Origin of the sequence: Paenibacillus sp. NAIST15-1 (assembly GCF_001894745.1) — a bacterium.
GTDB lineage: Bacteria > Bacillota > Bacilli > Paenibacillales > Paenibacillaceae > Paenibacillus_B > Paenibacillus_B suaedae.
The window spans coordinates 479,608-492,830 of record NZ_BBYF01000001.1 but is presented as its reverse complement, the minus strand read 5'-3'; the positions used below and the strand labels follow the sequence as shown (position 1 = coordinate 492,830).

General features: G+C 46.5%; 8 protein-coding genes. 5 read left to right on the top strand and 3 right to left on the bottom strand.

The features are described from left to right. Window positions 1-154 precede the first annotated feature (154 nt). From PBN151_RS02175 to PBN151_RS02165, 4 genes are read left to right on the top strand one after another with little or no spacing between them, the layout of a single operon-like run. Complete coding sequence (locus PBN151_RS02175; RefSeq protein WP_175560600.1) at window positions 155-820, top strand: response regulator transcription factor; 666 nt, start codon at window positions 155-157, stop codon at window positions 818-820. Continuing rightward, window positions 813-2,267: a sensor histidine kinase gene (locus tag PBN151_RS02170; RefSeq protein ID WP_072727448.1), complete on the top strand. Its 1,455-nt coding sequence runs from the start codon at window positions 813-815 to the stop codon at window positions 2,265-2,267. Before PBN151_RS02175 ends, PBN151_RS02170 begins: the two co-directional genes overlap by 8 nt. After that, window positions 2,236-2,454 (top strand): hypothetical protein, encoded by a 219-nt coding sequence (locus PBN151_RS30585; RefSeq protein ID WP_139295253.1) that lies wholly within the window; start codon window positions 2,236-2,238, stop codon window positions 2,452-2,454. The genes PBN151_RS02170 and PBN151_RS30585 overlap by 32 nt, the downstream gene beginning before the upstream one ends. Continuing rightward, a complete protein-coding gene (locus PBN151_RS02165; RefSeq protein ID WP_072727447.1) occupies window positions 2,451-3,122 on the top strand; it encodes a response regulator transcription factor in 672 nt (223 codons plus the stop codon). The genes PBN151_RS30585 and PBN151_RS02165 overlap by 4 nt, the downstream gene beginning before the upstream one ends. Before the next feature lie 110 nt (window positions 3,123-3,232). On the opposite strand, the gene PBN151_RS02160 is transcribed toward PBN151_RS02165, so the two are convergent. Both PBN151_RS02160 and PBN151_RS02150 read right to left on the bottom strand, forming a co-directional pair. Beyond that, entirely contained in the window at window positions 3,233-4,459 is a 1,227-nt protein-coding gene (locus PBN151_RS02160) for an MFS transporter (RefSeq protein ID WP_072727446.1), read from the bottom strand. A gap of 260 nt (window positions 4,460-4,719) precedes the next feature. Beyond that, window positions 4,720-6,756, bottom strand: a complete 2,037-nt coding sequence (locus tag PBN151_RS02150; RefSeq protein ID WP_227774302.1) for a peptidoglycan D,D-transpeptidase FtsI family protein — start codon at window positions 6,754-6,756, stop codon at window positions 4,720-4,722. 350 nt (window positions 6,757-7,106) lie between these two features. On the opposite strand from PBN151_RS02150, the gene PBN151_RS02145 reads away from it, so the two are divergent. Beyond that, window positions 7,107-7,871, top strand: a complete 765-nt coding sequence (locus PBN151_RS02145) for a TrmB family transcriptional regulator (RefSeq protein WP_021259512.1) — start codon at window positions 7,107-7,109, stop codon at window positions 7,869-7,871. A 107-nt stretch (window positions 7,872-7,978) separates the two neighbouring features. On the opposite strand, the gene PBN151_RS32410 is transcribed toward PBN151_RS02145, so the two are convergent. Next, entirely contained in the window at window positions 7,979-13,081 is a 5,103-nt protein-coding gene (locus PBN151_RS32410) for a S8 family serine peptidase (protein WP_175560583.1), read from the bottom strand. Window positions 13,082-13,223 lie beyond the last annotated feature (142 nt).

Sequence of the window (13,223 nt, the reverse complement as noted above, 5' to 3'; positions counted from 1 at the left end):
AATCTCCTTCGTGAATGTATTTTTGTTTACGACCTCATTGTAGGACCCTTATCTGGAGTTGCTATGAAGATCATGTAGAGTTTTGGTGGGGATTTTTCGGTCTCTCCATATAAACTCCAGATAGCACGGCTATACTAATTCAAGAGGTGATATCATAATGAACTATCAGATTCTTGTGGTAGAAGATGATCAAGAGATTCGGGAGCTAATCAAACAGTTTTTGATGACCCAACACTATAGCGTTGAAGTAGCATCCGATGGAATAGAGGGCATGAAACAATTCAATAAACAATCCTTCGATTTAATTCTATTGGATGTCATGATGCCTAACCTGAATGGATTCGAAGTTGCCAAGATGATTAGGAGTGAGTCCAATGTTCCCATCATTTTGCTAACTGCTTTAGAGGAAGAACAGGATCAATTAAAAGGCTTCGATCTTGGAATCGACGATTATATTACGAAGCCTTTTTCCTTTCATGTATTGATACGGAGAGTCGAAGCCGTACTAAGAAGAAGCAAGGATCAAGGAACGAATAATAGACTGGTGTTCAAGGAGGTTCAAGTAGATTGCGATGCCTATAAAGTATACGTCAACGAAGTTGAAATCCCATTAACGACCAAAGAATTTGAAATCGTACAGCTGCTTGTTCAAAATGAGAAAAAAGTGCTTACCCGAGAAAGCATCGTCGAGAAAGTATGGGGGTACGATTATTATGGAGAGACGAGGGTCATCGATACGCATATCAAAAATATTAGAAAGAAGTTAGATATACCTTACATTAAAACGGTAAAGGGGATCGGTTACAAAATTGATGAGTAAATGGTTGGACATGCTGAAGATGAAGCGCATTACCTATAAGCTTTTCGTGACTACGTCCCTTATTCTGTTAGCCTTTGCCGTCCTAATTTATGTATCGCTGTACTTCTTTCTCCCTACCTTTTATGAGCAATACAAGACGAATCAGCTTCAGACAGGAATCGAAGAAATCATAACGAAATCGAAGGATCTTGATTTGCAATATGGCGTGCTTCTTCTTGATGACTTCTCCAAAAAAAATAACGCAATCGTCTATCTTCAAAATAAAGAAGGAGCCATCATTTACTCTCCTTTTTTTTCTGCGGTTCGCAAAGGTTATTCATATTCACTATCGACGGAAGTGAGAGTCGAAAGAGCAAAACCAATCGTGAATTCAAACTCCTTTGATGTCGCCGTGCCCATTCGGTTTTTGGATGCGAATCTAACGCTCGTCGTGTCCGCTACCTTTCAACCAATAGATGAGGCCTCACAGGTGTTGGCGCTTTTTCTCCCTTATTTAAGCGTTATCGTTATTGTGATTGGCATAGGCAGTGCTTACTTGTATTCGAGGTTTATTACGAAGCCGCTTCTGTACATTAATCAAGGTGCGCAGAAGATGGCGAACTTGGATTTCTCCGAACCAATCGAGGTTCGTTCTACGGATGAATTAGGGGAGTTATCCACCAGCCTAAATGAACTGTCCGTGAATCTGCAGCAAACGATGCAAGAATTGCACAATGCGAACCGGCAGTTAAAAAGCGATATCGAAAAAGAAAGAGAAGCGGAAACAAAACGGAGGGAATTTTTCGCGATTGCAGCGCATGAACTAAAAACCCCTCTTACTGTGATGAAAGGGTATCTGGAAGGAATGATTTATCATATCGGTCCATATCGTGATCGCGATCAATATTTGCAGAAAAATCATCAGATTGTCGAGGGAATGGAGCAGTTGGTTCGTGAGATTTTAAGCATGTCGAAGTTGGAGCGCGATACATTCAAGCTGCAGCTGGAAGAAGTCAATCTTTCGCAGCTCGTGGATAAAATAACTGCGGATCTTGAATATTTTGCGGCTCAGCGGGAGATTCAGCTTATGAAGCATATTGCTTCCAATGTAACGATCCAGACGGATCGTTTAATGCTGGAAAAAGCGTGCAAAAATATCATCCATAATGCGATTATGTATTCTCCGCAGGGAGAAAAAGTATGCATTCAGCTAACCCAGGATGTGCAGGAAGGCAGCACTCAATTTCAAGTCATCAATACGGGCGTGAACATTAAGGAAGAGGACATGCAGCAGATTTTCGAACCTTTCTATCGAGTTGAAAAGTCGAGAAATCGCAACACAGGGGGCAGTGGACTGGGATTATATATTGTTAAGCAAATTTTTGATGCTCTGGGCATCTCGTACTCCATGCACAACATCGAGCAGGGCGTACAATTTGCAGCTGTCATTCCGAAATCACGACAGTGAGCGTTTACAAGGGGCGGGCAATAAAATGGCCGTGCAGGGTATGATGAAAAGAGAGCGAGTAACGCAAACAGGGGTCAGAATAGACGTATTGGCAGCACTTGGCGTATATGCGGGAATTGCCTTGGGCATGATGGATGCAGGGATTAGAGCGGATAAGATGGGTAATAGGACGGGAATCACGCGATGAAAAAGGTATTAATTATCGAAGGTGATGAGCTCCTGCGGGAATCAATGGCTCATGATTTCAAGCAGGATAGATACATTGCTTACACAGCAGAGGATGGACGGCAAGGGTTGGAACTATTTGCAGAGCAGGATATCGACCTTGTGATACTGGATGTCATGCTTCCGGAACTGGATAGTTGGGATGTATGCCGCCGTATCCGTGATGTGTCCAAGGTTCCTATTATTTTAGTTACGGCAAGTAGTGATGAGGAGGATACACTCCTTGGCTTTGACTTGGGCGCTGACGACTATGTAACGAAACCCTTCAAGCCTGCGGTTCTCATGGCACGAGCTAGGAGATTGCTGAAGTCTGCGAGTCAGGACGAGCAGCAAGACGATATTATCTTGTGCGGCATTCATATGAATAAGTCTGCCCACAAGGTGTCAATTGAAGGGAAGCCAATCAATTTAACTCATACGGAATATACGATCTTGTTGAGTCTTATGGAACATAAGGAGCAAGTAATTACTCGAGACACGCTCATTACAACGATATGGGGATATGAGCAAGGCGGAGGCGACAAGGCGCTGAACACACATATTCGCAACCTCCGATACAAGCTGGGGGATAAAGCTAAGCATATTACAACGGTCGTGCGGGTTGGATATAAATTTGAGGTTGATAAATGACGGGTATTGGGTTAAGAAGCTGCTATGAAAAAAACAGCACCAGCGTCTCTCTACGATCAGGAGAGGACTGGTGCTGTCGCTATTTTATTGCGTGTAATAAGTTTGCTATCTTACTCTTCCAGCTCCTTACCCTTCGTTTCCGTACCAAGCCAGAGGACGGCAACCGCACCGATTACAATGGTGACGAAGAACAGCCAGAAGATCGCACTAATCGCAACTTGGCGAGCGACGAGCATGCCGACTAGGTACGGAGCGATAATGCCGCCAACTCTGCCGAAGGATGCGGCAAGACCAACGCCAGTTGAGCGAACTCTGGTCGGGTACAGTTCGGGCGTATACGCGTACATGCCTCCCCATGCTCCAAGGTTGAAGAACGATAAGCAAATTCCGGCTGCAATCAGCATGCCTTCCGTTGTCGCACTGCCGAACCAAGCTGCACTGCCTGCGGTAAGCAGCAAGTACAAGACGAGGACGAACTTGCGCCCGAACTTCTCGATGAGGTAAGCGGCGGTGAAGTATCCGGGCAGCTGTGCGAGTGTCATGATGAGCACGTATTCGAAGCTTTTGACCAAGCTGAAGCCCTTCAGCATCATAACAGAAGGCAGCCAGAGGAACATGCCATAATAGGAGAAGACCACGGTAAACCACAATACCCACAGCATAATCGTAGAGCGGCGGTGCGGCCCAGACCATACTGCGACAAAGCGCTCGCGGAACGACAGCTTCTGCTGTTCTGATTGCTTCGCCTGCTGAGTAAAGCGCGGCGGATCTTGAATTGCCTTTCTCAAGTAAAGTGCGTATAGTGCTGGAACGGCACAGATTAGAAATGCCGCTTGCCATCCGTATGTAGGAATCACGAAGTAAGCAATCAGTGCAGAAGCAATCCAGCCCGCTGCCCAGAAGCTTTCCAACAGGACAACGGCACGTCCACGTTCCTTGGCAGGAACGGATTCAGAGACAAGGGTTGACGCGACGGGCAGTTCGCCACCTAGACCCGCTCCGGCGATGAAGCGCAATATGCACAGCATCGTGAAGCTCGTTGCTGCTGCGGATAATCCGCTGGCAATCGAGAAGATGACCAGCGTCCAGAGCAGAACCGACTTACGGCCGTATTTGTCCGCTAATGCTCCTGCGAGCAGCGCGCCTACTGCCATGCCAATCGAATTAATGCTTGTAAAGAGTCCCGTCTGCTGCGGGGTTAAGCTCCATTCGGCTGCGAGTGCCGCCGCGATAAAGGAGATGATGCCGATATCCATCGCGTCGAACATCCAGCTCATTCCGGCACTCCATAGCAGCTTGCGCTGCTTCGGCTTATCCAACGTTTTCGCCGTATTCATTTCAGTCTCTGCCTCCACTTGATATGTGTTTGGATATAGTTTGTTCAGAAGGTCACATGCGAGCTTTAGAACAAGCTTCAATAAGGCGCAACTTGCTCTCTGATGTGATACCATTCATCAGTATGGACTTTATCATAACAAATAAAGCTAATTTTGGTTATATAAATTCACGAAAAATAGGCAAGGTTATTCAGCTAGTGAGTCTTAGCCTAATCAAAAAAGCGATGACCCCCATTTAATCGAAGGCCATCGCTTGTCATTTAATTTTTAAATTGCTGATCTGTAGAAGTGTGGCGCGGCGTGCCCGTAAGCCCAACAGCCTCGTCGTACGCATCGAATATCGCTCGCGCGATTGGCGCTGCGCTATAAGCCCCGTAATTGCCTTCCGGAACGACCACCGCGACTGCCAAGGTCGGATTTTGCGCGGGAGCGTACGCAATGAACACTCCATTTTCTACTATGATGCCTTTTGCGACTTCCTGTTCGGATGTTCCCGTTTTCCGATAATAGTCGTAATTGAACCCTTCAAATCCCTGTACCTTCACTCGGCTCATGCCAAGCTCAATCAAGTCCCAATAGGCTTTATCGAACTTTGCTTCGTTCAGCATCTCCGGCTTAAACTCTTTTACTACCTTTCCGTCCGGATCCGTAATTTTGCTGACGAACTGCGGCTTCATTCGCTTGCCATGCGAAGCCAGCGTAGCCGCATACTGGGCGAGCTGAAGCGTTGTATACTTGCCCTGCTGGCCGAACGAGGCGTATGCAAGAGCGGATTGCGCGCTGGCGCGCACGGCTTCGCTCATGTAGTCCTTTAGGCCGGCTATCTCTCCAGGCAGTCCGCTGCCGGTCTTTACACCAAGTCCGAACATTTCCATATATTTGTCCCATGTCTTCAGTCCGTTCACATCCGTTCGGGAATATAAACGTTTGCCGATCAAATCGATCATAAAGGCATTGGAGGAGAATTCCAGCGCTTTTGCGGCATCGATGCGACCATGCGACTTGTTGTTCGCATTCCGGATTTTCCTTTTTTCGAGTCCGATTTCGGCATAGCCGATGTCAGGATAATCATCGTACACGCCGAACAGCTTTTCCTTCAAACCGATAAGGACGGACAACGGCTTGATTGTAGAGCCAAGGTACACGATAGAGTTCGGGTGCTTGTTCATTTCTTTTTCGTCGTATGGGCCGTAGGCTGCTTTTATCGTGCCGTTATTCATAAAGGATTTATTTTTTTCGTAATCCTCAACGCTGATGGAGCCGTTCTTCCATACGTTGCTGTCATAGTCCGGCATACTGGCCATGGCGACGACATTGCCCGTCTTCACTTCCATGGCGACGGCATAGCCCGTACGTGCGTTAGGCGCTTGCTCTACGGGATTGGAGGAGTTTCGTATTTTCTGCAGCGTCTGCATAATCGCAGCTTCTGTTTTCATCTGAATGCTTTTATGAATGGTCAGGTGAAGATTGTTGCCCCGCTCAGGCTTGGTCAATTCCATGGGGCCCATAATTCGTCCCGCTACGTTAACCGGGAATTTCTTGAGTCCGTTTTTGCCGCGGAGCCCTTCCTGGTACATGAACTCCAGCCCGTCAACACCGACATCCTCATAATCGAGGTATCTGAGCTCCTCGTGCCGGGAATTTCTATTTTCGTATATCTCCTTATAATAATCGTAGGACTCTCTGACCCCTCTGAACTTTTTCAGATAGCCGATTGTTTGCACCGCGACTGTATCCTGATCATAGTTCCTGACGCTGTCTTCTATAATCTCAAGATCTTTATATTCGGACTTATGCTCCAAAAAGTAAGCAATATCCTTCGAGGATAAATCCGTTTTGATCAAGCGGGGGACATATACGGGATTAACATTGGCATTCAAATCCATACGCTTCACTATGTCCTCGACCGATTGTTCCTCTCCCGTCTTGGTATTGCTTTTAAATCTCTCGGCGAGCTTTTCAGCGAGCTTCTTGGCTTCCGCCATGTTTTCTTTATTCTTGTAGTTTTTGTTCACGTTAAAGTAAAGTGATTGTGTCGATGTGGAATAAGCGATCTTGTGATTGCTAGCATCATAGATGATCCCGCGAATCGGTGCGATAGCTGTAGTCCGGTAGCCCAATGAAGTTTCTTTTTGCTTGAGGGCAGGGCCATCTACGAATTGCAGCAACGCCAAGCGTATAATAAGTATGGCGAATAAGGCGAATATAATAAAGAAAAATCCAGTCAAACGGACAGAAAATTTGCGTTCATTGTCTGATTTGTGTTTGTTTGCGTGAGTTTCCTTAGATAGATTCAAAGCACTATTTCCTTTCTGCATCTGCGTATCATATTCCGTTTACCAGGTTCGTCATTCCTTTGATACAAGTACACCTCGATTTTATTAAAATTGATCATATATTCATATAGTTACAAGCTCTTTTAATCATCCAATTCAGACTCCATATGAGAAAAGGCAGACTTGTACACTTATTAGATGCAGCAACGGTTGCGATAGTTTCTTGAAAAATATTACAAAATAATGCAAGTGTGCTTCGGCTTCGCTTCATGCTCGACTTTTCATTTTGAATCGGCTGGAGTAAGATAATCCTAACATCATCATGATGCGGACAAGTTCCGATACGGCTGCAGGATAGAGAAGGAGGAGCTATGCTTCAGAAATTCGGTTTTTCACAATATGAGAGCAAAGTATACGAGACGTTGGTGGCAGGAGACGGCCCTATGGATGCAACGAGTGTGGTCAAGCACTCAGGCGTGCCGAAGGCGAAAATATATGAGGTGCTGTCGCGTCTTATTGATAAGGGATTAATATCGGATTCCATATCCGAAAAGAAAAAGACCTATTTGGCGCTGCCGCTTCAGGTTGTTATCGAGAAGCTGTCCAAGGAATTCGAACAGAGCATTGAACAGTTGAAGCAAATGAATGAGCGCAAAATCGCAGCGGACAATCATGTGTGGAGCTTGAAATCGGAAGCTTCGATCATGGCGTATTGCCAGCATCTGATTGAAGAGGCGCAGGACACGATTATCGTCTCGATGTGGAGCGATGAATTTCGGAAATATGTGCCGCTGCTGGAGAAGAAGGAGCGGGAAGGCGTACGAGTGGAGGCATTTGTAACGGGGACAGATGTGCCGAAAGCCCGAGTGTCGAAGCTGAATACGTTATCGCCGACGGAAGAGCATCATACGCTGGAGAGATTCATGCTGGTTGCAGCCGACTCATCCCAAATTATGTTCGCGGGGATGGAGCAAGGGGAATGGCAGGCAATGCGCACCGGGGCGCAGCCATTCGTAAAATTCTTTATTGAGTTCTTTTACCATGATGTTGCCTTGGCGAGAATTTCACAAAAATATAATGCAGAGCTCATGGCGGACGAGGAAATGAAGTCACTGCTGATGCGGCTTCGTTATTAAAGAGGGTTAAACTGTTGCATGAAGAGCCTCAAGTGAAAGGAAGTAAAAAGCAGGCCTCCGAAGAGGTCTGCTTTTTTTCATCCTATGGAACTGATTACTTATTGAAATTAAATTTTGCCCGAGAGTTTCATCAAACGATAGAGAATAGAAGCCACTTGTGCGCGAGTAGAGCTTTGATCAGGAGCGAACGTGTTGTTAGACATGCCATTGATCAACCCTTTATCCACAGCATAAGCTACAGCGGCTTGGGCGCTCGCCGAAATCCGATCCTTATCTTTGAAGTTTAATTGCGCTTTCTCACCCTTCAGATCGACATTCATCGCATTGACCATTCGTACGACCATTTCTTCGCGACCTAGAATATCATTTGCCCCTGCCATCGCAACGTAATGACTCCATTCTTTCTCTTGGCCAAGAATACGATCCAAGTGCGCCACGAATTCTGCACGCGTTATCGTATCGTTCGGAACGAATTTGGATTCGCTTTTCCCTTTGGTTACGTGTTGAGCCGCAATAACTTCGATTTCATGTTTTGCCCAATGGGTCTGAATATCGTCGAATGAAATGTGAATCTCCATCAGCTCGAAGGTGCCGAGCGTAGAGGTTGTAAGTTGAATATTCCCCGGCTGATGCACGGCATTGTAACCCACATATACCCATTTACCGTTTTCATCTTGCTGGTAAACGCCAACTTTTTGCAAATCAATTACTTTGTTAGCCGGCTTAAGCTCGATCTTAATCGGATGACTCAATTTTCCTGTATCGTTGCCGATCGTGACGATCTGCGATACGACGGTTGTTTGATTTGCCGAATGGATGTTAACTTCACCATTGTCAGAATCTTTTGCCGATAAGCTTCCTTTAAATCCATTTGTACCAATAAAATCAGCCAATGCATCCGCAGGAATTCGGATGGTAAATCCATTGCCGGTAAGGATCAATCCTTTGCCGGATGCCAGTAGTTTGTCAGCCGTTGCTTTATTAAAGATTACATTCGCACTGCTGTAGTCGTTGAAGCCAATATCGGTAAGGTCCAGCGTGGCGTCAGTCGCTTTCGAATCTTTCAGCTGAGCGATCAAGGCCTCACTCGATACGCTTATCGTTGCGATAGTCGCACCCTTAACGTTTTTCGTCGTAGTGAGCGTGCCTGCTTTTACTTTCTTGCCTATTGGTGCTGGAGTCGATGGTGGGCTTGGTGTGTAAGTCGATGGCGAGCTTGGAGAAGTCGGTGTCGTTGTGCTAGAATCCTTGGTTACGGTGACTGATACCTCATGAGATTTGCCTTCGTAAGATACAGTGATCGTCGTTTTCCCTGCTCCAACGGCTGTCACCTTGCCGGTATTGCTTACTGTAACAATGTTCGTACCAGGAACGCTATACTTTGCATCCTTTGTTACGTCTTTCTTGCTTCCATCGGTATACGCCGCGGTGACCGTAAGCTGAGCATCCTTCCCAACTTTAAGATCTACGCTGTCCGACGATACCGAAATCGACGTTACTTTGACTGGGGTTGTCGTTTCTTCTGTAACGGTAACAGGTACCGCGTAGGTTTTACCTTCGTAAGCTACGGTTACTGTCGTTTCACCTTTTCCAACGGCTGTCACCTTGCCGGTATCGCTTACCGCAGCAATGCTTGGGTTTGCTGTACGATAATCTGCCTCGCTTGTAACGTCTTTCTTGCTTCCGTCGCTATACATCGCGGTGACCGCAAGTTGAGCATCCTTCCCAACTTTTAGAGCTGCGCTGTCCGGCGATACCGAAATCGACGTTAATACAGGATCGACTGGGGTCGTAGTGACAGTGACGGGTACTGAAGCCGATTTCCCTTCATAAGCTACCGTTATCGTCGTACTGCCTTCTCCTAGCGCCGTTACTTTACCATAGACAACGTCTATAACACTCAGATCGTAATCGGTATAGGTGGCCCCATACGTAACGTCACTAACACTTACCGGGAATGGCTTGCCGTCCGCGTCAACATATTGAGCCGTTACTGTAAGATCCGCAGTGGAACCGACAGCTAAGGTTAAAGCCTCTGGCTGTACTTTAATTCCGCTTAACACAGGATCTGCGCTAGTAATCGTAACGACTTTCTCCGCATGATTACCTGCCGCGTCGTCTACGAGCAATTTCAGCTTATTCGCTCCGGTCGTTAAACCGCTTAACGTGATATCGAACTTGCCATTTTGATCGAGCTTTACAGGTTGCGAGGAAATCAAGTTGTCGTCGCTGTCCAATAGTTCGTATTTCACATGCAAGTTGTCGTTAACGTTGTAGGCCAAGCCCAATTCTTCTTCAACGACTGGTCCGAATTTCACGTATGAATCGTCGATCGAGCCGGAGAACTGCACATTCGAACCCGTAACATGTAAACTGTCGGGAGAAACGAATTTTGGCGTGCTCGTCTTGACATACACGGGAATCCAATCCCCTGTCACTGCTCCTGTTGAAGAGGATTGCCCTACAATCTCCATGGCATAGGCGCCTTCCGGAACAGCTGTGTTCAGCGTCGTTCCCGGCTGACCCCATTGATGATACTTACCGTTAAAGGTTAACGCCTTTGCTCCCGTTGTCACGCTGCCGTTCATAATCCATCCGATAGTACCGTCTCCGTAATATCCGCCGCTCATATTGTTCAGATCATAAAGTTGAATGTATGAAGTTCCTTGCCTATCGTGGAATTCATATCTCACAGTTGTGCTGTCCAGCTTACCATCCCCGTTCGGAGAGATATGGTTGCTGTCGATCGTAAAGGTCTTCAATCCCGTCGGTGGGGCGAAATTCGCCGCGAAGGGAAGAATTAGATTTGTCTTACCGTTTGTAATCTTTAAGTAACCCAGCATTTCGTTACCGTTTGCTCCAGTCCCTTTCGGAACATTTAGCGTCACGGTCAAATTTTGTTCATCGTTTAACGTAAAGCTGGACTTGTCGACTGTCACGTTTGAGCTCGCAAGCGTACCTGTCGCCGCTTTCGTCGTTTGGACGGATACCGTATAGTCGCTTGGGCTTCCCGTTACATTTTTAACAAGAATAGACCGTGATACCGTTGTTGGATTGTTCGTATTCGGAGATACATTGCCGAAGGTGATTGTGCCCTTGGAGTAGTCATAAGTCTTATTGGAGAAAGTGGTTTTATCCAATTCATACGCAAGCGCTTCAGTCGTCGCTGCTTTAAGCGGCTGAATACGTCCCGGACCTTGAGAGAAGACGTCGTATTTCGTTACATCCAGTTGCTTGGCTGTATTCGAAATCGCGACTTTAATATCGAACGGAGTCCAATCCGGATGCTGCGATTTAAGCAAAGCCGCAACCCCCGCTACGTGCGGAGCCGCCATACTCGTTCCTGTATAACGGTCGTAGGATTCGGAATAGTCAGGGTAGTCAGGCAGAGGCTGTCCTTGATTATCGAGATGATCTTTGCCATAGGCAGGAACCGATGACATGATGTTAGTTCCTGGAGCCACCACGTCCGGTTTAATATCAAAGACCGGATTGGCAGGTCCGCGCGAACTTGAATTATTGATATCGTCACTTAAAGTCGTACCGGTGGAGAATTCTCCGAAGGTGACGGTACCTGAGTCGCCCGCAAGAGCTGTTCGCAGTGCGCTGCCGTCCGTGTAGGACATATCAAACGTTGGGATGGACGCGAAGGAATCTCCCACAAAGGCGCCTGACGGTCCTGGAGTATTCGTTCCGCCCGCAGAGTTGTGAACAATAACCGCTACGGCACCTGCACTTTTTGCTGCCGCTATTTTATCCACGAAGGCAATATCACCGCGGGCAACGAGAGCGACTTTACCTGCAACATTCAGACCCGCGTAATCCGTCACTTTACCAAGGCCAGGGATTGCGACGACATTATACGTTCCGGTCAAAATGGTTTTCGGGTCTGTGCCGAATTTCCATGCCATCAAATTCATGATATATGGTGTGACCGTTCCCGCTTTGTCTAGAGTTACAGTAGCCTTTCCGGCCATCGTTTTTTCCGGAACAGTAGAGTTGCCCACCGATATCGCGAAGGCTGCCGTGCCCGGACTGCCGATCGTCCCTCTATTTGGACCTGAGTTCCCTGTAGAAAGGACTGCTGTCGTACCTGCTAGAACTGCATTGTTGATGGCGATCGCGTCAGAAGCAACTTGGCTATTGGTAGATCCGCCCAAAGATAGATTGATAATGTCCATTTTCTCTTCGACGGCTTTATCAATACCTGCGATAACCCCTGAATTCGAGCCGCTTCCATACGCGCCCAGCACGCGATAAGCATACAATTCAACGGAAGGGGCAAGTCCCTTTATGCCAAAAGGATTTTGGCCTTGAGCTGCAATCGTCCCGGCAACATGGGTGCCATGTGAGGTATTAAATGGATTCCCAGTAGTAGGGTGAATCCACGGTCTATTATCAGGGTGATCCAACGGCGTAGTTTCATACGGATCGTCTCCTCTAGTGCGAGCGTATCCCGTATCGGAACCGTCTACTACTTGCGTAATAAAGTTATGTCCGCCTTTATAAACGTCTTTTAAATCTGGATGAGTATAATCAATTCCGGTGTCTATAACGCCTACTTTAACTCCTTGGCCTGTATAGCCTAAGGCCCATACAGATGGAACTTCAAGGAATGGATTACTCGTGTTCATGTTCGGATGGATTTCACTATCCGGCAGTTTTGAGGACTCTACCCCCAGAGCGTGAACTTCCACGTCAGGCTCTACCATTTGTACACCTTTCATCTTAAGTAACTGTTCCACTTGACTTGCTTTTACTTTAAGGGAGACCCCATTAAATGCATAATTGTATGTAAAGCCCACGTTAGCGTTGATACTCTTGCTACTTAATTGGCTGACAAAGCTTTGTTGCTGTTTATTGATCTTTTGTTTCGTGTTCTGTTCTGAGGCTGCAGTAAATGATTTGCCCTCAAGCATACTCATACCCTTCGCTAGAGCTACTGGGGCTTCGGATAATTGGACGATAACTGAAATTTCCTTGTCGTCAGTAAGGTTTTGCAAATCGGGATGGAGTACAGGCTCTTGACCTTCTGTAAATTTATTCTGATCAACAATCTGCTGCATTTTTGCACGCACTTCAGGACTCAGTGTCTGGCCTGTCAATTGTGCTTGTGAATCAAATGCGTATGCGGAAATCGGAAAGAGTAGGGAAAATAGCGTCAATACGACTACTAGCAAACGACTTACAAATAAACGTAAATTTTTCAATCGGCTGTGCACTCCTTTTCTCAAAATGATAGATAGCATTTCTCGGGTTATTTACACCTCCTTACATATTCTGAAAATGATGGCGGTTCACTTAGAATATATGATACAATTTGTATCGTGTCAACGTTTTCATGTTAATGAA